The sequence below is a fragment of the Methylobacterium sp. NMS14P genome (assembly GCF_028583545.1).
Lineage (GTDB): Bacteria > Pseudomonadota > Alphaproteobacteria > Rhizobiales > Beijerinckiaceae > Methylobacterium.
In genome coordinates this window covers 2,973,506-2,993,866 of sequence record NZ_CP087106.1, presented here as the reverse complement: position 1 = coordinate 2,993,866, position 20,361 = coordinate 2,973,506, and the positions used below count along the sequence as shown (strand labels likewise).

16 protein-coding genes are annotated in these 20,361 nt (G+C 66.4%); 8 read left to right on the top strand and 8 right to left on the bottom strand.

From position 1 onward, the window contains the following. Positions 1-16 precede the first annotated feature (16 nt). The 3 genes from LOK46_RS14375 to LOK46_RS14365 all read right to left on the bottom strand — a co-directional run bounded on the left by LOK46_RS14375 (position 17) and on the right by LOK46_RS14365 (position 3,939). Positions 17-601: a hypothetical protein gene (locus LOK46_RS14375; protein ID WP_273564384.1), complete on the bottom strand. Its 585-nt coding sequence runs from the start codon at positions 599-601 to the stop codon at positions 17-19. Next, complete coding sequence (locus tag LOK46_RS14370) at positions 598-1,566, bottom strand: hypothetical protein (RefSeq protein WP_273564383.1); 969 nt, start codon at positions 1,564-1,566, stop codon at positions 598-600. Before LOK46_RS14370 ends, LOK46_RS14375 begins: the two co-directional genes overlap by 4 nt. 681 nt (positions 1,567-2,247) lie before the next feature. Continuing rightward, entirely contained in the window at positions 2,248-3,939 is a 1,692-nt protein-coding gene (locus LOK46_RS14365; RefSeq protein ID WP_273564382.1) for a methyl-accepting chemotaxis protein, read from the bottom strand. 442 nt (positions 3,940-4,381) lie between these two features. Here LOK46_RS14365 and LOK46_RS14360 point away from each other — a divergent pair, with 442 nt between their 5' ends. Both LOK46_RS14360 and LOK46_RS14355 read left to right on the top strand, forming a co-directional pair. Continuing rightward, positions 4,382-6,739, top strand: a complete 2,358-nt coding sequence (locus tag LOK46_RS14360) for a bifunctional diguanylate cyclase/phosphodiesterase (protein WP_273564381.1) — start codon at positions 4,382-4,384, stop codon at positions 6,737-6,739. A gap of 376 nt (positions 6,740-7,115) precedes the next feature. Next, positions 7,116-8,588, top strand: a complete 1,473-nt coding sequence (locus tag LOK46_RS14355; RefSeq protein ID WP_273564380.1) for a GGDEF domain-containing protein — start codon at positions 7,116-7,118, stop codon at positions 8,586-8,588. A 244-nt stretch (positions 8,589-8,832) separates the two neighbouring features. On the opposite strand, the gene LOK46_RS14350 is transcribed toward LOK46_RS14355, so the two are convergent. The 3 genes from LOK46_RS14350 to LOK46_RS14340 form a co-directional block, all read right to left on the bottom strand. Next, positions 8,833-10,206 (bottom strand): IS1182 family transposase, encoded by a 1,374-nt coding sequence (locus LOK46_RS14350; protein ID WP_273564379.1) that lies wholly within the window; start codon positions 10,204-10,206, stop codon positions 8,833-8,835. Positions 10,207-10,551: 345 nt separating this feature from the next. Then, the gene (locus LOK46_RS14345) at positions 10,552-11,598 is read right to left on the bottom strand and encodes a M28 family metallopeptidase (RefSeq protein WP_273564378.1); all 1,047 of its coding nucleotides are present in this window, start codon (positions 11,596-11,598) and stop codon (positions 10,552-10,554) included. Between the two features lie 218 nt (positions 11,599-11,816). After that, positions 11,817-12,716, bottom strand: coding sequence for a LysR family transcriptional regulator (locus tag LOK46_RS14340; protein WP_042669295.1), 900 nt, complete (start codon positions 12,714-12,716; stop codon positions 11,817-11,819). 109 nt (positions 12,717-12,825) lie between these two features. Between LOK46_RS14340 and LOK46_RS14335 the strand changes: the two genes are divergently transcribed. From LOK46_RS14335 to solA, 6 genes are all read left to right on the top strand, one after another. Further along, a complete protein-coding gene (locus LOK46_RS14335) occupies positions 12,826-13,590 on the top strand; it encodes an amino acid ABC transporter ATP-binding protein (RefSeq protein WP_042669296.1) in 765 nt (254 codons plus the stop codon). A gap of 32 nt (positions 13,591-13,622) precedes the next feature. Continuing rightward, positions 13,623-14,432 (top strand): ABC transporter substrate-binding protein, encoded by an 810-nt coding sequence (locus tag LOK46_RS14330; RefSeq protein WP_273564377.1) that lies wholly within the window; start codon positions 13,623-13,625, stop codon positions 14,430-14,432. 10 nt (positions 14,433-14,442) lie between these two features. Next, positions 14,443-15,108: an amino acid ABC transporter permease gene (locus LOK46_RS14325; protein ID WP_042669298.1), complete on the top strand. Its 666-nt coding sequence runs from the start codon at positions 14,443-14,445 to the stop codon at positions 15,106-15,108. Beyond that, complete coding sequence (locus tag LOK46_RS14320; RefSeq protein ID WP_273564376.1) at positions 15,095-16,357, top strand: M20/M25/M40 family metallo-hydrolase; 1,263 nt, start codon at positions 15,095-15,097, stop codon at positions 16,355-16,357. Before LOK46_RS14325 ends, LOK46_RS14320 begins: the two co-directional genes overlap by 14 nt. Continuing rightward, positions 16,354-17,292: an arginase family protein gene (locus tag LOK46_RS14315; RefSeq protein ID WP_273564375.1), complete on the top strand. Its 939-nt coding sequence runs from the start codon at positions 16,354-16,356 to the stop codon at positions 17,290-17,292. The genes LOK46_RS14320 and LOK46_RS14315 overlap by 4 nt, the downstream gene beginning before the upstream one ends. 286 nt (positions 17,293-17,578) lie before the next feature. Further along, positions 17,579-18,739, top strand: a complete 1,161-nt coding sequence (gene solA, locus LOK46_RS14310) for an N-methyl-L-tryptophan oxidase (protein WP_273564374.1) — start codon at positions 17,579-17,581, stop codon at positions 18,737-18,739. 52 nt (positions 18,740-18,791) lie between these two features. Here the strand turns inward: solA and LOK46_RS14305 are convergent, their stop codons facing one another. Together LOK46_RS14305 and LOK46_RS14300 are read right to left on the bottom strand one after the other, a co-directional pair. After that, positions 18,792-19,322, bottom strand: a complete 531-nt coding sequence (locus LOK46_RS14305; RefSeq protein WP_042669304.1) for a 4-vinyl reductase — start codon at positions 19,320-19,322, stop codon at positions 18,792-18,794. A 5-nt stretch (positions 19,323-19,327) separates the two neighbouring features. Next, entirely contained in the window at positions 19,328-20,305 is a 978-nt protein-coding gene (locus LOK46_RS14300) for a dipeptidase (protein WP_273564373.1), read from the bottom strand. Positions 20,306-20,361 lie beyond the last annotated feature (56 nt).

Genomic DNA, 20,361 nt, shown 5'->3' with positions numbered 1-20,361 from the left:
ATCTGCCAAAGTAGTGCTAGTGGGGCAACTCGATCCGGGACCCGTAGCCCTCGGGCATCTCGTATGCCGCTAGAGCGTCCTCGTCCGCGCGGGTGCGCGCCTGATCCCGCGAACGGGCCTCGTCCGCGGCGATGCTCGTCGACAGCCTGAGGATGCTCAGGATGCCGGTGACGAAGGCCATCGCCCGCAGGGTGAGGAACACGAACAGGGCCGTTAGCACCGCCGGGAACAGGAAGCTCAGGTCGAGCGGCGGCAGGTCCGCCCAACCGAGCGGGATGGGCGGGACCGACCACTTCATCAACTTGCCCGCGATGGCGAGAATGCAGGCCGCCAAGCTGTAGAGGAACAGGCCAGCAAAGACGCGGATCTGCCGGTCTAGGGCGGCACCGAGCGTCTGGATGCGCAGGACCGAGAACTCGCCTGACCGGAGTGCGGTAGCGCCGAGCGCCATGGCCGGCACCAGAGCTGCGATGAGGAAGCCCAGCACCGTCACGATCTCGGCCGCGCCGTCACCGTAGAAGGCGTTTGGCATGGCGTAGCCGGCGCTCACACCCGTGAGGGCGGCGACGACGGTCTCCCAGCCTGTAAACTTCAGCCTCATTCGATCAACCCGGCGTCCCTGTAGGACGCCGCCGCCTTCGAAAGGGCACTCCAGGCCTCCCTACGGACCAGGATGTTCCCTTTCCGTTCTATATCGACCTGTTCGCTCAAGCGTTCAAGCACCCCGCGGTTCTTCCGGATGCCGTCGCCTATGACGATCAGGTCGTCCTCCGGCACATTTCGCAGCAGGGCCACCGCCTCCTCGCCCTGCATCTTGAGCGTGCTGCGGCCCGCCTTGAGCGTGATGCTCAAGTTGAGCACCACCGCAGCGCCATGTGAGCGCATCATATCCTCGATGACAGCCGTGTCGAAATTGGCCGCGCGCAGGATCGAGAGCACGCTCGTCGTCGGTTCGACGTCCTGGCTATGAACCTCCGTCCTGGCCTCGTCGAACAAAGTGTCGACCTGTAACGGCGCCGGGCGAAGCCGGATCAACTTCACGTCCCGAAGGCCCTCGACCTCTTCGTCCAGGAAAAGCTTCGGGATGAGGGGCACCCGGGCGTTGCGCTGCGCGACCGGGGTCCGCTCGCACAGCAGCCACCGGAGGTACCGCTCGAAGATCGGGTTGGTAAGACCTTGGTCGACGACGAGCACATGGTCCTTGCGGATCATGAAGAAGGTCATGCCCTGCAGCACCTCGGCGTCATTAGGCTTCACAGCCTCGCGTATTTCGAGCTCCGCGGTCGATGCCGAGTTTTGGACCAAGAGGGGGATGTTGGTGTTCGGATCGAACCGGACGAGCTCCCCGTACACGTCGCCGTTCGCGGGCAGGAAACGCCCGTTCAGGACGACGCTGCCATGGTCGACGTCCTCGTAGGTCCGGAGGCGGACGTCGCCATACAGGTCCTGACCATCGACCTTGTGGGCCAACGCCTTCGCGACCGCTTCGGAAAGCGGCTCCGACACAACTGGCTCACCACCCCGGAAGAACCGCCGGTAGTGAATACGGACACGCTTGGACGGCATCGGGTCAATGGCTTTCCCTTGATCACGCTAGAGTTGCATCCCTTTCCGGGAAAATCGAGTACCAGCTAAGCCGGTAGCGCCCAGTGGACTGCCCCAAGTTCGGTGTGGCGGCGCCTCATGTGCCGGCTGGGCCGAACAGCTGGTTGAAGTAACGATAGTACTCAGTTTGCTTCTGCCGGAGCTCGTTCCGGGCTCACGAGCACCTAACCCCCCTTGTTGCGGCTGCGTGTGTTGCGGGTCAGCGTTAAGCCCTATTAGGACCAGTTCTCCTTGGGGTGCGCTAACGTCATCTCCCAGTTCAGCGCGCCAATACAGCGACAGGCCCAACTCGATGATCTAGAAGAATATAACACCGTGCGCAGACCGCACGCGTCGAGGCAAGTCCATTCTTTTGTAGGAAGCAGTCGCTTAGTCGAGGTCGAGTACGCCGAGTGTGTTGATGCGGAGGCGTGGTTCTGAGACCGATGCTCACCAGCGGGAGGCGCGATGCTGCCATGGGCTTCTACTCTAACCAACTGACAAGACCCACGCGGTGAACGGCGGACTTCGGGGCACACCAACAATCACTGGTATGACCATTCGGGGTGGTTTCCGGTCAGTCCGCTTCCGTCCAAGCTGGGGCGGAAGCGGACGTTCGACGTCGTAGTGATCTTGTCCCGCGAGGGCCGGGACGAGATCGGGTCAGGCCGCACGCACGGTGGCGAGAAACCGATTGACCTCGGCACCGAGGTGCTCGGATTGCCGCGACAGCTCGGAGGCCGCCGACAGGACCTGACCGGCCGCCGCCCCCGTCTCCTCCGACGCCTGCGCGACGCCGGCGATGTTGCCCGTCACCGCGTTGGTGCCCGCCGAGGCCTGCGCGACGTTGCGCACGATCTCCTGCGTGGCCGCGCCCTGCTGCTCCACCGCCGCCGCGATCGACGTCGCCAAGGTGTCGATCTCCCGGATCCGCCCGGTGATCCCGCCGATCGCCGTCACCGCCTGCGCGGTCACCCCCTGAACCTCGCCGATCTGGCGGGCGATCTCCTCGGTCGCCTTGGCGGTCTGCTCGGCCAGCGCCTTCACCTCGGAGGCCACCACCGCGAAGCCCCGCCCCGCCGCACCCGCCCGCGCCGCCTCGATCGTGGCGTTGAGCGCCAGCAGGTTGGTCTGGCCGGCGATGCCCGAGATCATCCCGACCATGTCGCCGATCCGCGCCGCGCTCTGGCTGAGAGCCTGGACGAGGTGGGCGGTCTGATCGGCCTCGCTCACTGCGGCCTGGGCGAGGCTGGCCGATCCCTGCACTTGCCGGCCGATCTCCTGCACCGATGAGCCGAGCTCCTCGGCCGCCGCCGCCACCGTGCTGACGTTGGAGGCGGCCTCCTCGGCCGCCGCCGCCACGGTCGTCGACTGGCTGGCGGTCTCGGTGGCCGTGGCGGTCATCGCCTGCGCGGTCGCCTGCAGCTCGGTCGCGGAGGACGACACCGTGCCGATGATCCCACCGACCGCGGCCTCGAAGCCGTCGGCCATCTGCCGCATGCCGGCCTTGCGCTGGTCCTCGGCGGCCAGGCGCGCCTGCGCGGTCTCCTCCTCGAGATGGCGGGTGCGGATCAGGTTGTCCTTGAACACCTGAACGGCCGCCGCCATCGCACCGACCTCGTCGCGGCGCGCGCGGTAAGGCACCTCGCCGCCCGTGTCGCCCGCGGCCAGGACGGTCATCGCACCCGTCATCGCCTGGATCGGACGCGACACGCGCAGCAGCACGAACGCGGCCGCGCCGCAGGCCGCCAGCACGCTCAGCGCGATGAAGAGATAGGCCATCAGGGTCGCGGACTCAGTCGCCGCCATGGCGCTGTCGGCATCCGCGTGCGCGCCACGCTCGTTCAGCGCGACGTCCTGGGCCAGCGTGTCGCGGGCCGCATTGTAGAGATCGATGTTGGCCGGGTCGGCCATGAGCCGGACACCGTCGGCGCTCTGGCCCACCTCGGCCAGGCGCGCCGCTTCGCGGCCGACGGTCTGGTAGCGCTCCCAGGTGGTGCCGAACGCGTCGTAGAGCGCCCGCTCCGCGGCCGATGAGATCAGCGGCTCGTAGGCCTTCCGGGCGGCGGCGAGCGCCACGACGGCCCTGTCGATCTGCCGCGCGTTCTCGACCCGCTGCTCGGGACTGCCGGACAGGGTCAGCGTGCGCAGCTGCTTGATGCGCACCTCCGAGGCGGCTGCGCGGATGTTGGTGATCGCCACGACGGAGGGGAGCCAGTTCGTGGCAACGCCCGTGACGTCGGCCCGGAGGCCCGAGAGCGTGAGGGTCGTGAGAACGGCCTGACCGGCGCACAGGAGCGCGAGGAGGCCGAAGGCGGCGAGGAGCGACGCTTTGACTGTCAGGTGAAGGCGCATGATCCGGTCCTGGACGAGGTGTCCCGCACGCTGCGTCACCTCCTGCCGGAGCGCAGGGGATGGGGCAGCCACACGGGCACGAAGAGGTAAGCCTGGGCCGACTTCCCGCCCTCACAGGTAGCCCGCCAGGCAGGCCCTATTCCGCTCTGAGACCTTAAGATTTGCGGACGGCGTGAAGCTCGTCAGGTCAATCTCCCCTCAATTTAAGGTGATTTGTTTGGGCTGAGGTTCGGCATCTTGCTATTCCATCCACCGAGAGTTGTGGTCCTGGGATTGTCCTTTCTGAGAAGTGGTGCCTACGGAGAATGCCTTTCGATATGGATGGGGCGCTGCGACACAGGGACTTGTCTTTTTTAGGCGCTACGCCACGGCCTCAATCTGAACGGCATCTTCATCGTGTCCCTTCATTCGAATTTCAGGTGTGGGCTCTTATAGGCGGCCTATGATCTATGGTGCTGCTCGCCTAGCTGCCGACCACTCACTCGGCTTCGTCTTCACTGCCGTAGTCATCTGCCTCGCGGCTGGATGGCTGGTCGCTACTTTGATGCGTACGGTCAGCGACGTCGATCTTGCTCACCGATACCGTTGGGTCGCGGGCACGGCGGTTGTGGCCGGCTTGGGCGTCTGGACGACTCATTTCGTCGCCATGCTGGGCTACCGACCCGACATGGTGCTGAGCTTTGACGATACGAAGACTATTGTCTCGGCACTGATCGGCATCTTAGTCGCAGGCCTGCCGTTGGCTGCGGCACGGCTTTTTCCATCGTGGCGGATCCGCGCTATGGCTGGTGCGATTGCCGGGCTTGGTATCGGCGGGATGCACTACGCCGGCATGGCGGCGATTGAGGGATGCCAACAGACTCATTCGCCGCTCATGGACGTTCTCGCTGCCGGTATTGGTGCCTGCAGCCTCGCGCTGGCTTGTGGACTGCCAAGGCGCTTGGCGACCCCCCGGGTGGTCTGCGCTCTTTTCACCCTCGCCGTTACCGGTACTCACTTCGTCGCGATTGCCGGCACGACGCTAGCGCGCACCCAGGATTATAGCGGCTTTCCGCACGAGAATATCGTGCTCAGCATTTTCACCACTGCGGGAGCTGCTGTGCTGTTCCTCGGGGCGTTCCTTACTATAATTGCAACACAACGTTTCGATGCCCAGGAGCGCGCCCATTCTTCGGTCCTGAGAACCGCACTCGACAATATGTCGAACGGTTTGTTATATCTGGACGCGTCCGAGCGCGTGCGCCTGTACAATCGGCGATACGCTGAAATCTATGGCATCCCTGTCGATGTCGACCTGACGGGCAAAAGTATCGACCAGATCATCGACATTGTCGGCAATCGTCATCATTGGACCGCGGAGCGGCGCGTGGCGGCGCGCCAGCGGGTCGACGAATGGCGGAACGTCGAAAACTCGAGGCAAATCGACTATCCGCTTGACGACGGACGCATTCTGCAGGTCGAAATCCGTCCGATCGAGGAAGGCGGTAACGTCGTTACCTTCGACGACGTCACCAAAGAGCGCGCGGCACAGCGCCGGATCACGGAACTGGCCTTCTCCGATCCCCTGACCAAGCTCGCCAATCGCCGCGCCTTGAATGCGCGTTTGGGTCGCGATTTTGTTCCCAAGCAAGTCGTCAAGCTCCTGCTGATCGATCTCGATCGCTTCAAGCAGATTAACGATACCTACGGTCACGTCGTCGGTGATCAGCTCTTGAAACAGGTTGCCAACAGGCTGAGGACGATCGCAGGATCGGACGGGTTCGTAGCCCGGCTTGGCGGCGACGAGATGGCGGTGCTGGTCTATGGCGATCAGGCACAGGCGATGGCTGTCGCCACTGAGGTGATCGAGGCGCTCGCCCTCCCGTACGCGATCAATGACCTCACAGTGTCGATTGGCTGCAGCATTGGCATGTGCTGCACGGATGATGCGCGCGATGCGATCGAACTCATGCAGTTCTCAGACATCGCGCTATATGAGTCGAAACGGCAGGGTCGAGGCAGAACGAGCTGCTACACGCGCGACATGCTGAAGACTGTCGCCGATCGGGTTCAGCTTGAAACGGACATGCGAACAGCGATTGAACGTGGGGAGATGCATTTGGCCTATCAGCCGGTGATCTCACTCGTTGACGATCGGATCATCGGATATGAGGCATTGATCCGTTGGGAACACCCGACGCTCGGGGCTGTTTCCCCGGCCCGTTTCATCCCATTGGCGGAGGAGACCGGACAGATCGTCCCGATCGGCGCTTGGGTGCTGCGGGAGGCCTGCCGACAGGCCGCGCAATTACCGAGCGATGTCTACGTCGCGGTGAACGTTTCACCTGTTCAGCTGCGCTCGCCGCAGCTTCTGTCCGATCTCACGCAGGCTCTGGCCAAGAGTGGACTGCCAGCCAAACGGCTGGAGATCGAGCTCACGGAAACAGCAATCGTCGAGGATGGCCCTCAGATCGCCAAGGTCCTGAACGCCATCCGCCGCCTCGGTGTGACGGTGGCGATGGATGATTTTGGCACGGGTTACTCGTCGCTGGCCCATCTGCGCGACTTGCCGCTCGACCGCATCAAAGTGGATCGTTCGTTCGTGGCTACGGCGGAGACTGACCGCCACTCGTTGGCGGTTCTGAAAGGCATCACGCAGATCGCACGTGCGCTGAATGTCGCGCTCCAGGCGGAAGGCGTAGAGACGCCATCGCAGCTTGCGCTCATGCGCGAGATCGGTTGCGACGCGATCCAGGGCTACCTAGTCGGGCGGCCGCAGCGATTGGCTGAGAGAACGGTGCCAATGGCCTTGTCGGCATAGGTTCACGATCGGATGTCATGACCGCCCGGTTTCGGGTCGCGCTGACGACCATCTGTATGGCTATATTGGGTCGTTTTCGGACAGACGGTTTTGGGTGGAACTGGACAGACTGCTTCGGAGAGTTAGATTGCCATAGCAGATGTATATCAGTCCTATCAGCTACCTTGCGAGACCAGTTTCCAGCTGCTCAAACACTTGCGAGAAATGCAACTTCAAGTGCATAATCCTTGCGCTGCCAGTCTGGTAGGGGCGGGTTAATACCCCATAGCATATGTTGTCGCGTGGGATCACTCATACCCGACGTGCAATGCCTCGAGTACACCAAAAAAGCGATCGCATCCGCTCTCCGCACTTTCTGATTGCCGCCGGATTGGCTGTGACCATCGTGCTTTGCGGATGCGCGGGCTTGGCCATCGTGAGTCTGCGCAACGCAGCTTGGCAGCAGGCAAAGATTGGCGCTGAGACGCTGCTGGACAGCATGACGCGCACTTTGACACGTGACTTCGAGCTCTACGACCTGTCGCTGCAGGCAGTGGCAGATCGTCTGCGGGATCCAATTCTCGAGGGCGTTTCGCCCCAGGTTCGGCACCTTGCCCTTTTCGATCGAGCGGCGACGGCCTCAGGTTACGGGGCGATTTTCGTCCTCGACGCTCAGGGTGACGCATTCATCGACTCCGGCTCCTTGGTGCCGCGTCGGCTAAATGGTGCCGATCGGGTCTATTTTCAGGTTCAGCGCAATCGAGATGCTGGCCTTTACGTCGGTCGACCGTGGCGCACCCGCGTCAGTGGTCGTGAGATGATCCCATTGAGCCGGCGTTTCTCCTACGCGGACGGAGCGTTTGCCGGCGTCGTGGTTGGAGCGATCGAACTCGCGTATTTCGAGGCGGTCTTCGCTCGCCTCAACCGCAATCTCAACCTCAAAATCACTGTGCTGTTCGATGACAGCCTGTCGACCGGAGGTGGGCAGCCCCCCGTGCAATACCCAGCCGCTGATCCTCTCGATCGGCAGACGCTCTCGATGATCGCCGAGGCGGATCATATTACCCTCATCTCGAGCTCTGCCGGTGCGGAAGCCCTCCACGTGGCTCATCGGGTGGGGACATTGCCGATGCACGTCGTCGTGTCGGTTCCGCTCAGCACGATAGGATCGGCGTGGCACGCCCGAGCAACGGCGATCGTCCTGATTGTCGGCACGCCTGCTATCGCTCTGCTGTGCCTTCTCCAACTGCTGCGAAGCGAGTTGCGGCGTAGGACGGTCGCGGAGGCAGAACTCGCCGCCCTTGCGTTGACTGATGCGTTGACTGGCATCCCCAATCGCCGCCACTTCGATCGTAGACTCGCAGAGTTGGAGAAAGCCTCGTCGCGCGAGCGGTGTGCGCTCGCGCTGATCGACGTAGATCGCTTCAAGGCCTTTAACGACTACTCGGGACATCCAGCCGGCGACTTGGTGTTAAAGGCCGTTGGAGCAGAACTGGCGATGTGTGCAGCGCGCGCTGGCGGGATCGCCTTTCGGATAGGAGGAGAAGAGTTTGCGGTCGTCCTGACCGGCGTCGAAGAGGCTCACGCACTGAATGTCGCTCGCGATTGCCGAGGATCAATCGAAGCCCTGGCGCTACCCCATGCCCTGAGCCCCCTCGGCATAGTTACAGTGAGCGTGGGGCTGCTCTATGCTGACCGGCGGTCTGCTACGACCCAGACTGAGTGGCTGAGCCTCGCAGATGCCGCGCTCTATGAAGCGAAACGTGGGGGGCGCAATCAGGTCCGCACGATTGATATCGTCACCGGCAAAACAGAGACTTCGAGTGCTTCATCCAGAATGGTGTCGACCGAGGAGCTTCTTCCCGCATGACTGGCGATCGGCAAGCTCTTGCTTCGGTGGTATCCTTCGGCCTTTCAGTCACGATCTGCGGCTTCTCGGAAACACGATCGCTTTTTGTCCTGGACCATAGCCGCCCAACTGCCAACCGATGGCTGCTTTCGGGCTCTGCCTTCAGCATCTCCTACGACCGGCATGGGTCGATTTCGTTGAAAAACTCGCGGTCGGCCTGGATCGAGGTTTGATCAAGGCTTGGCTGAGGGCCTCCCCCAGCCGATCAGGCTAGGCTCGGCTGCCCCAGCGGGATCAGCTTGGCCAGCTTCCGTAGGTTTTGGGCGGCGGCCGCGAGGTGGAATTCGTCCCGGGCTCCATCCGGCCCCCGCAACCGAAGCCGATCCAGCTTCAGGATCCGCTTGAGGTGGGCAAACAGCATCTCGACCTTCTTGCGCTCCCGCCGCGAGGTACGGCCCGCCTTCGAGGCGCAGATGTCGCGCGCCATCTGCCGGGCGCCCTCGTGGATCGAGCGTGGGATCTTGCGGGCGGATGCGTTGGGGCAGCATCGTGGCTTCAGCGCGCAGGCATCGCAGTCGTGCTTGCTCGCGCGGTAGCGCAGCATCCCGTCTGCGTCGACGAGCGGAGGCGGTGATCTGTAGACCTTCTGACGTTGCCGCAGGTGCTTGCCGGCCGGGCAGGTGTAGGCGTCCGTGCCAGGGTCGTAGGTGAAGGCTGATCGGCTGAAGGTACCGTCGCGGCGCTCAGACTTGTCCAAGACGGGGATGTGCGGCTCGATGCCCTGCTCGTGGACGAGCCAGCCCAGCATCGCGGCCGATCCGTAACCGCTGTCGCCGGCGAGCCGTGCCGGGTAGAGGTCGAAGCGCTCGCGCGAGCGCACGATCATGCGCTTGGCGGCCGTAACCTCGGCCTGCCGGATCGCGGTGGTCGGCTCGACGTCCACGATCACCGCGTGGTCGAGGTCGATCAGGTAGTTGGCCGCGTAGGCGAAGTAGGCCAGCCCACCGTCCGCGCCCGTCCAACGCGCGGCCGGGTCGGCGGGGGAGACGAGCTTGGGCACGACCGGCGTCGCAGCGCCGAACGCGGCGTCGTCAAGCACGGCCAGGTACTCCCGGGCGGCGCGGCTGACGGTCTCGGGTGGCAGGCCGTTCGTACCCTCGACGCCCTTCTGCCGGTTGGCATCGGCCTTGATCAGGCTGGCGTCGACCGCGAAGCCCTCGCCGCCCACGAGCCCCTCGGCGATGCAGCGAGTGAGCACGGTCTCGAACAAGCGGCGCAGCAGGTCGCTGTCGCGGAAGCGGCCATGACGATTCTTGGAGAAGGTGGAATGATCCGGCACCCGGACGTCGAGTCCGAGCCGGCAGAACCAGCGGTAGGCGAGGTTGAGGTGGACCTCGTCGCAGAGGCGGCGCTCGGAGCGGATGCCGAAGCAGTAGCCGATGAGCAGCATGCGGATCATCAACTCAGGGTCGACCGAGGGCCGGCCCGTCGAGCTGTAGAACGGCTGCAGGTGCGCGCGCAGGCCCGACAGGTCAACGAAGCGGTCGATGGCGCGCAGCAGATGGTCGGCGGGGACGTGGGTATCGAGCGAGAACTCGTAGAACAGGGCGCCCTGCTCGACTTGTCGAGGTCCCATCATCTGCTTCGATCTCCGTCTCTCGACGAGAGTGAATCACCTCACGACTACCGCCGCAACACCTGAGTTTTTCAACAGAATCCACCCAACCCAGCCATTCGGCGGCGCCCACTCACTCGACTGGACTTGGCCGAAAGCGGAAAATCCGCTTTCAGGCGAAGGGCTACTGCAACCGGACATTCTGGCGTAGTTCGATCGACTGGCTTTGCAGCCCTACGAAGAACGCGATACCGGAGTAACGTCTGCGGCGAGCGCCGCATGTTCGATTTGCAATTCGGTGGAACGAGCGCTGCGATGGCTGCGGGCCGCTCCCCACACTAAAGATCACCCCTGGAGGGGGCAGGCTCCTTAGTAGGGAAGCTGCTCATCGGTGAGCGCGGACCACACCATTGCTGTGGCGGCGAGGGTCGCGAGACGCAGTTGCCCCTCCGTCACCTTGTCGCGCGTATCGGCCGTTGTCAGAACGTACCTGAGATTGGAGGCCCTCTCGTCGAACCCTGCGACGAGGCGCAAGGCCGGGATGCCGTGTCGCGTGAAGTTGGCGTGGTCCGAGTTGGCCATCGGCGGGAGGAAGGTTCTCACCGGCGCGCCCGCCGCGCGGGTGGTCCGCTCCGCCCAGGCCACGAGGGCCGGAAGACCGCTGCACAAGGCCGTCAGGTGGCCGGAGCCGGCGACGGAATCGAGGTTGAGGTTCATGGCGAGGGTCTTGCGCTCGGCCACGGGCAGGCGGTCGAGATAGACGCGCGAGCCCGTCAGGGCCCACTCCTCGGCGCTGAAGAAGGCGAGGCGCAGTCCGCGCCGGAAACACCCCGCATGGGGGGCGAGCGCCCGTGTGACGGCAAGGGCCACTGCGACACCGGTGGCGTTGTCCATCGCGCTCTCGGCGAGATCGTGGCCGTCGAGATGCGCGCTCAGCACGACGGTGTCGGCGGTTTGTCCCGGGAGGTCGAACAGGATCGCCTCCGTGCTGGCGGCGAACTCCATCGCGGCGATCGTGAGCCGGGCCCGGGCGTAACCCAACGCTGTCGGCGCGAGGCGCGCGGCGGCCTCCGGCTCGATGCCGAGGGCGGGGATTCCGTCCTCTGGGCCCCGGCCGGACGACCCGGCGACCGGGCGCGTCGGAAGGGGGCCGGCGATCAGGAAGCCCACGGCACCCGCCTCTCGTGCCCAGGCATACTTCAATCGACGGTGGATGTGCCCCGCCGCGAACATGTATTCGTGCTGCACCAAGACGATGCGGCCTGCCAGAAGGGGGGCGAGCGCGGCGAATTCCGCCTCGGTGCCTCGCCCGACATCCACGACCTCCGCCTCCAGCCCGGAGGGGGGCGTGGCGACGGTGCGTACCAAGGGATGGCAGCCCAGCAGAACGGTTCGATCCGCCTCGACGAGTTCCAACGTCGCGGAGGCGGATCGCCAGCCGTCATAGGGTGTGGGGACGATCCCGGCCGGCCGCCCGGCCACCTTCTCGCCGAGGCGCCGGAGGAGGACTTTCGCGGCGGCCTCTGAGGATGTGCCTGCGAGGCGTCCGCCGCAATCGCAGATCGCCGCGAACTCGTCCGGCAGGAGGCGGTCCGACAGGATCGCGGCGGCGACGGAGGCGGGGAGAGGCTGTGTCACGAACCGTGCTCCATCAGGTAGGGCCGAACGTGCCGGTCGATCTCCCTGGCGAAGGCCTCGGCGAGACGGGAGAGACCGCTCTGCGCCGGCTTCAGCACGGCCACCTCGTAGGCGATGCGCGGGGTGAACGGCCGGATGACGATGTCGGGCGCCGAGTGGCACGCGGCGCTGATCGGATCGACCAGGGCGATCCCTGCCCCCTCCGCCGCGAGGTTCAGCGCGGTCGCGAAGAACTCGCACCTGACCACAATCCGCAGGTCCGCCCCCTGCGCGGCGAAGGCCTGGGCGATCGCGGGCGTGGTGCCGTGCGCAGGAAGCAGCCCGATCATCGGAGCCCCGTCGAGCCGCGGGGGGGTCAAGACCTCGTGCACGGCCAGCGGATGATTCGCCTTGAGGGCCGCGACCGCCGCGAATCGATAGCGGCGGACCACGCTGTCCTTCTTGTCGAAGGGCGGCTCGGCGATGCCCAAATCGAAGGCACGGGCCGCGACGAGATCCCGGATCTCGCGCGAGGACCGGGTCAGCAGGTTCAGGCGGACATCCGGCCGCGTCCGCTGGAACTCCGCGACGATGCGGGGAAGCCAAGCGATTCCGGGGCTCGGATTGGTCGCGACCGTCAGCGAGCCCCGCGCGGCGGCGGCGATGGCGGCGGCCGCATCGTCGAGCTGCGCGACGCCGGCGAGGGCGCGGACGGCCTCCTCGTAGAAGAGCGTCGCCTCCGGCGTCGGCACCACCTGCCGGCCGTCCCGGCGGAAGAGCGAGAAGCCGACCGCCCGTTCGAGGCGAGCCAGCCCGGCGCTGACGGCTGGCTGCGTGACACCGAGGGCGCGGGCCGCCGCCGTCAGGCTCCCATGCTCGATGATCGCGGTGAAGAGTTCGATCTGTCGTAGATCCATAACTGTGATTTATCGGACAGCAATCGCCTCTGAGACAAGCCTAAAATTCGAGCGTGACAGGCGATGATGAATCGTCCCAGTCTGTCTGCATCACGGATGGTGATGATCCATGGCGGCTTCGACGCGACGGGTTTTGGTGGGGCAGGAGATCGGAAAGGCGTTTGGATCGCATCGCGTCCTCGACGCCGTGGATCTCACGCTGCACGAGCGGGAGGTGGTTTGCGTCATCGGGCCAAGCGGCTCGGGCAAGACCACGCTGCTGCGCTGCCTTGCCCTCCTCACCGCACCGGACCAGGGGCGCGTGCTGATGCACGATCAGGTCGTCGCCGGCGGCAAGGCGGACCGCTCCGTCGCGCGGGCCGCCCGCGCCGTGCGGTCCGACATCGGCATGGTCTTCCAGCACTTCAACCTGTGGCCGCATATGAGCGTGCTGGCCAACGTCATCGAGGCCCCGATCCGCGTGCGGGGGCTGATGCGCGACGAGGCGGTCGCCCAGGCCGAGGTGCTGCTCGCCAAGGTCGGCCTGTCCGACAAGCGCGATGCCTACCCGGGCCGGCTCTCGGGCGGCCAGCAGCAGCGGGTCGCCATCGCCCGCGCCCTGGCCATGCGCCCGGCCGTCCTCCTGTTCGACGAGCCGACGAGCGCGCTCGACCCGGAATTGCGGCGCGAGGTTCTGGCCGTGATGCGCGACCTCGCCGGCGAGGGGATGACCATGATGGTCGTGACCCACGAGATGGGGTTTGCCGAGAAGGTCGGCAGCCGCGTCGTCTTTATGGATGGCGGCCGGATCATCGAGGAGGGAGACCCGAAGTCCTTCTTCGCCGCGCCCCGCACCGACCGCGCGCGCCGCTTCCTGGCGCAGTTCGAGGACTGACCGACACCCGCATTCAGACGGAGGGTTGCACGATGACGTGTCGTTTCACCGGGTTCCTCACGGCCGTTCTAGCCGGGATCGCCCTTCTCGGAGCGGCCTTTCCCGCCGCCGCCCAGCAAACGCAGTCGCATCTCTACGACATCACCAAGTCCGGCAAGCTGCGCGTGTGCACGTGGCCGCTCTACTACTCGATCTCCTTTCGCAACCCCGCCACCGGCGAACTCGAGGGGATCGATGCCGACCTGATGAAGGAGTTGGCGAAGGACATGGGCGTGAAGCTCGAGGTCGTCGAGACGGCTTTCGGCACCTTCATCGCCGACCTCCAGGCCAACAAATGTGACATCGGGATGTTCGGCGTCGGCGCGACCATGAAGCGGGCGCAAGCCGTCGAGTTCTCGAAGCCGTATCTCGTGACCAACGTCTATGCGGTGGTGAAGGAGGACGGCCCGATCAAGCAATGGGGCGACATCGACAAGAAGGGGATCACAGCCGCGGTCACCCTCGGCTCCTACATCGAGCCGTTCATGCGCGGCTACCTGAAGAACGCCGTCGTCAACGCCGTGGCGCCGCCGGCCACCAGCCAAGCGGAGCTGATGACGAACCGGGCCGACGTCATCATGAGTGATTTCCCCACCGCCCTGCGCATGAAGAAGGAGTTTCCCGGCGTCACCTTCCTGCTGCCGCCGGAGAAGCTCGCGGTGACGCCCTACGCCTATGTCGTCGCGCCAGGCGACCAGATCTGGCTCAACTACGTCAACCTGTTCGTCGATACGATCAAGCTCGACGGGCGGCTCGCCAGATTCGCCGAGAAGAACGGGCTCGGCCCGATCGTCGCGCCGTAGGCCGTTGGCGATGGGCACCTACCAGTTCCGCTGGGACGTGATACCGGCGAACCTCCCGTTCCTGCTGTCGGGCGTCCAGACCACCCTGATCATCTCGGGGCTGACCCTCGTCTTCGCGACGGCGGGGGGCCTTCTGGTCGCGGTCATGTCGGGCTCCCGCCTCTGGCCCCTGCGGATGATCGCCCTCGTCTACGGCGAGATCATCCGCAACACCCCGATCCTCGTGCAACTCCTGTGGGCCTATTACGTCCTGCCGATCCTCCTCGGGATCCGCCTCGACGCCTTCGCCGCCGCCGTCCTCGGCCTGTCGATCTACTCCTCAGCCTTCATCGCCGAAGTCTTCCGAGCGGGCATCCAGGCTGTCCCGGCCGGGCACCGGGAGGCGGCGCAGGTCCTCGGACTCACGCCGGGCCAGAGCTTCGTCCGGATCGTCCTGCCACAGGCGGTCCGCCTGATCCTGCCGCCGCTCGCGGCCAATTTCGTGCAGCTCATTAAATATTCCTCGCTCGCCGCGGTGATCTCCGTGGGCGAGATCACCCGGCGGGGCATGGAACTGTCCTCCTCGACCTTCCGGCCGTTGGAGATCTTCACCTTCATTGCAGTGATCTACTTCGCGATCTGCTGGCCTCTCACGCAGTCGATCCGCATCTGGGAACGCCGTCTTGCTGCGCGCTGACATCGCCGCCGCCCGCCGCACCCTCGCCACCGACCGTGCCTCCGAGGTGGCCACTCTCGCCCGGCGGCTGATCGCGGCCGCGTCCCCGAACCCGCCCGGCGACACCCGCGCGGTCGCCGAGGTCGCCGTCGCCTGCATCCGCGAAATGGTGCCCTCGGCCGAGATCGCGCAGTACGAGAGCGCGGAGGGCATCGTGAACGTCGTCGCTCGGGTCCGGGGCACGGGACCGGGCCGGCGGGTTATCCTCAACGGCCATCTTGACACCTACCCCGTGGGCGAAGCCGGCGCTTGGAGCGTCGATCCGGCCGGCGCGACCATCGATGGGCGCCTGTACGGGCGCGGGGCCGCCGACATGAAGGGCGGGATCGCCGCCTCCATCGTCGCCCTCGCCGGGCTTGCCGACGTCGCGGACGCATGGCCCGGAGAAGTCGTCCTGACGCTGGCCGGAGACGAGGAGACGATGGGCCCCCTCGGGACCCGGTGGCTGCTCGACACCGTACCCCACGCGACGGGGGATGCGGTGATCATCGGCGATGCCGGCTCGCCGCGCGTCCTGCGCTTCGGCGAGAAGGGCTTCCTCTGGATCGAGGTCGAGGCGGCGGGGCGGCCCGCCCACGGCGCCCACGTCCACCTCGGGGACAACGCGATCGACCGGCTGCGTGGGGCGCTGGACCGCCTCGGCGCGGCGCTGGCGGCGGTGCCGGTGACCGCGCCCTCCGCCGTAAGCGAGGCGATTGAACGCTCGCGACCCATTTCCGAACCCCTGGCCGGGGTTGGCGAGGCGGAGACGCTCGGCCGGATCACCGTCAACCTCGGCCGGATCGAGGGGGGCACCTCGCCCAATCTCGTCCCGTCCCGGGCCCGCGCCGCCCTCGACATCCGCCTGCCCGTCGGAGTTGAGGCGGAGGCCGTCGAGGCCGCGATCCACGGCGCCCTCGACGATCCGGACCTGACGGTCCGGGTGCTGCGGACCTTCGCGCCGAACCACACGGACCCGGACCATCGCCTCGTGCGCCTCTGCGCCGCCGCCGCCGGAGAGGTGATGGGCGCCCCGGTCGCTATAAACATGCGGGTCGGCGGCTCGGACGCCCGCTGGTTCCGGATGCGGGGCATCCCCACCGTGGTCTACGGGCCCACCCCCCACGGCATGGGTGGCCCCGACGAGTTCGCCGCCATCGCCGAACTCGGGCAGGTCGCACGCGTCCACGCGCTCACCGCCTTCGACTTCCTGAGGGATACGCAGCCTTGACCGAACCGCTGTTCACCGCGCCGGACACCTTCATGGGGCTTCCCGCCGGGAGCCCCCGTCCCGGATGCCGGGCGGCGATCCTTGGCGTCCCATTCGACTGCGGGACCCATGCCTTCCGGGTCGGGGCGCGGCAGGGTCCGGCCGCCGTGCGCCGCCAATCCGGCCTCATCCGCCGGTTCCACCCCTCGCTGGCGGATGTCGACGTGCTGAGTCTCCTCGGCGCCGTCGACTGCGGCAACGTCGCCCTCACGCCGGGGCGCATCGACGACGCACTGCCCCGGATCGAGGCGGCGGCGGGGGAGATCCTCGATGCGGGGGCCGTGCCGGTTGGGATCGGCGGCGACGGCTCGGTCTCGCTGGCGCTCATGCGGGCGGCGGGGCGCCGCCACCCGGGGCTCGTCGCGCTCCATATCGACAGCCACACGGACGCCTATCCCTACGAGCCGGACGACCGCTACAACGCCGCGACGCAGTTTACGAACGCGGCGGAGGAAGGCTGGGTCGATGCCTCCCGGTCCTGGCATGTGGGGGTGCGCGGCTTCACCTATCGCAGCGGCGTTCTCGACCACGCGGCCCATCTCGGATTCCGTGTCGTGACCGCGGAGACGCTGCTGCGGCGGGGCTTCGCGCAGACCATGGCCGAGTTCCGCGGCACCGTGGGCAAACGGCCGGTCTATCTCTGCTGGGACATGGATGTCTTCGATCCGTCGGTCGCCCCCGGTGTCTGCACGCCCACCTGGGGCGGTCTGACGGCGCGGGAGGGAATCGAACTGATCCGCAGCCTGAGCGGCCTGAACATCGTGGCGATGGACTTCAACACCGTGAGCCCGCCGCAGGACGTGAACGACATGGCCGCGCATCTGTGTGCGCACATGATCATGGAGGGGATGCTCCTGCTGGCCCGCCGACATGACCTGATCCCGGATGTGGCCTGAGTCTCGTCGGCCGGACCGGCTGGGCGTGAGAGGCTCTTAGCTCCCATGCCTCGAGGAGAGGCGATGCCGGCGGCATCGGGAGAGGCTGCTCCCTCCCGCAGGCGGCGAGCACGCCCTTCTGTGACCCACGGTTCATCGTTGGGAATCGTGGACAAAGCGCGGTGCCGCCCGTGCCGCATGCAGCTTACCGATGCGCCGCTTGCGTCCAAGCCGATCCCCGGCCTTCCGGGAGATGACCATGCGCGGGGCGCGATCGTTTGCCCCCAGGTCAATGATGTAGGCCCCCATGCGTTCGGACACGCCCTACGATGTCATCGTTGTCGGGATCGGCGGCATGGGCAGCGCCGCGGCCTGGCAGTTGGCCAAGCGCGGCCAGCGCGTGCTCGGGCTGGAGCGCTACGACATCCCCCACGCCATGGGCTCGTCGCACGGGATCAGCCGGATCATCCGTCTACCCTACTACGAGGATCCGGCCTATGTGCCGCTCCTGCACCGGGCCTACGCGCTGTGGCGCGACCTCGAGGCGGCGACGGGCGACGAGATCCTGGTGATCACCGGCTCCATCGACGGCGGCGCGGAGGAGAGCGACGTCTTCCAGGGCGCCCTGGCCTCCGCGCGGCTGCACGACCTGCCCCACGAGGTCCTCACCGCCACGGCGGTCAACGAGCGGTTCCCGGCCTACCGGCTCCCGGAGGGCATGCGCGCCGTCTACCAGCCCCAGGGCGGGCTCGTGGCCAGCGAGCGGGCGATCGTCGCCCACGTCCGGGCCGCGCAGGCCCACGGGGCGGAGATCCATGCCCGCGAGCAGGTTCTCGACTGGAAGGCGACCCCGGGGGGCGGGGTTGTCGTGCGCACCGATCACGGGACCTACGAGGCCGGGCGGCTGGTCCTGACGGCGGGGGCCTGGGCGGCGGATCTCGCCGCGCCCCTGGCCGGTCTCGCCGTCCCGGAGCGCCAAGTGCTGGCATGGCTCCAGCCGCAGGAACCTGATTGGTTCGAGCCCTCGCGCTTTCCGGTCTTCAACCTGCAGGTGCCGGAGGGGCGCTACTACGGACTGCCCGTCTATGAGGTTCCGGGGTTCAAGTTCGGGCGCTACCATCACCTCGGGGAGACTGGCGCCCCGGACGCCGTGCGGCGGGAGCCGGATGCCGCCGACGAGCGCCTCCTGCGCGACTTCGCGGAACGCTACTTCCCCGCCGGCAGCGGGCCGACCATGGCCCTGCGCGACTGCATGTTCACCAACACCCCGGACGAGCACTTCATCCTGGATCACCACCCGGACTTCCCGCAGGTCGTGCTGGCCTCGCCGTGCTCGGGACACGGCTACAAGTTCTGCTCGGTGATCGGCGAGATCCTTGCCGATCTCGCCAGCGGCGACGGGCGGACCCGCCACGAGATCGGCTTCCTGGGCCTCGACCGGCCCGGCCTGCGCCCCGCCGGTCCGTAGCGCCGGAGGCGTCACGGACGAGGAGCCCGCCGGGATCGGACGGGGAAGGGGCCTATCTGCGCGGCGTGACCTCGAACAGGCAATGGTCGTGCGTGCCCTCCGCGGCGCAGTAGGCTTCCCGGGCCTGGAGATGCAGGGTCCGGCCCGAGGCCGCCGCCGCGTATTCGAGTGAGCCTTCGAGCCACGCGGCGAACATCGTGCAGACCTTGCGGCCGAGGCGTCGGCGCTCCTCGTCCACGAAGGCCGAGTTCCGAAGTCGGACCGAGGCCGTGCCGGCCCCGAGATCGACGTCCAGCACTTCGAACTGCCCCCAGCCGCGCTGGGTGATGCGCCGCATGTAGTGGTGAAATGCCCCGAGGCCGTCCAGCCCGTGATGAGCAGCTTCCTTCTCGCACCAATGGTAGGCCGAGCGATGGCCTGCAGGCCGCAGCACCTCGGCCAGCCGTTCGGGCCCCAGCTCCGTCTCAAGGGCGAAGTGGTTGTTGAGGAAGAAGTGCTGCGGCACCAGGATCATCGGCAGCGCATCGACGGACCAGCGCCCGGTGGCGTCGTCGACGTGAATCTCGACCTGCGGCTTGCCCATGGTCCTCACGCTCCCCACACGTCGCGCAGGAGCGCGACCCAGTTGCCGCCGATGACCCGTTCGATACGGGCGTCCGGCCAGCCACGGCGCTCCATCGCCGCCGTCAGGTTCGGCCACTCGCCGATGGTGCGCAGACCCTCGGGGTTGATCACCTCGCCAAAATCAGTGAGCCGGCGGCCATAGCCCTTGTCGTGGGTGATCCAGTCGAAGAACGGCTGGCCGTAACCCTGCGTGAAGTCGGTGCCGATGCCGACCTTGTCTTCGCCGCACAGGTTCAGGACGTACTCGATCGCCTCGACGTAATCATCGACCGTCGATTCAGGCCCGCGCCTGAGGAAGGGCGGGAACATGGTCACGCCGACGAACCCGTCCCGCTCGGCGATGAAGCGAAGCTGCTCGTCGGACTTGTTGCGCGGGTGCGCCTTCAGCCCGGCCGGGAGGCAGTGCGAGTAAGCGACCCGCTGGCGCGAGGCGAGGATCACGTCCTCGCTCGTCTTCGGACCCACATGCGACAGGTCGGCCAGGATGCCGAGCCGATTCATCTCTCCCAAGACGTCGTGGCCGAAGTCCGACAGGCCACCGTCCCGGCTCTCGTAGCAGCCGGTGCCGACGAGGTTCTGCGTGTTGTACGCCATCTGGATGATGCCGACGCCGAGCTCCTTAAACAGGCCGAGATAGCCGATCTGGTCCTCTATGCCGGTGATGTTCTGCCAGCCGAGGATGATCCCGGTCTTCCCGGCTTCCTTGGCGGCCTGAATGTCGGCGGTTGTGTAGATCTGCGTGATCAGGTCCGCATGCTCGCGAAAATACGCCTTCCAGCGCATCACGTTTCGCATCGTCTCGGTGAAGTTCTCCCACACGCAGCAGGTGCAGTTCGCGGCAGTCAGGCCGCCCTTGCGCATGTCTTCGAAGACCGGCCGGCCGAAATCGGAAATGATGAGGCCGTCGATGACGATGGATCGGTCGTGCAGGTCGGACGGCATGCGCGGTCTCCGCGGGGGGCTTCCCTGGTTCGGGGTGCCCTTGATCGTCCCATCCG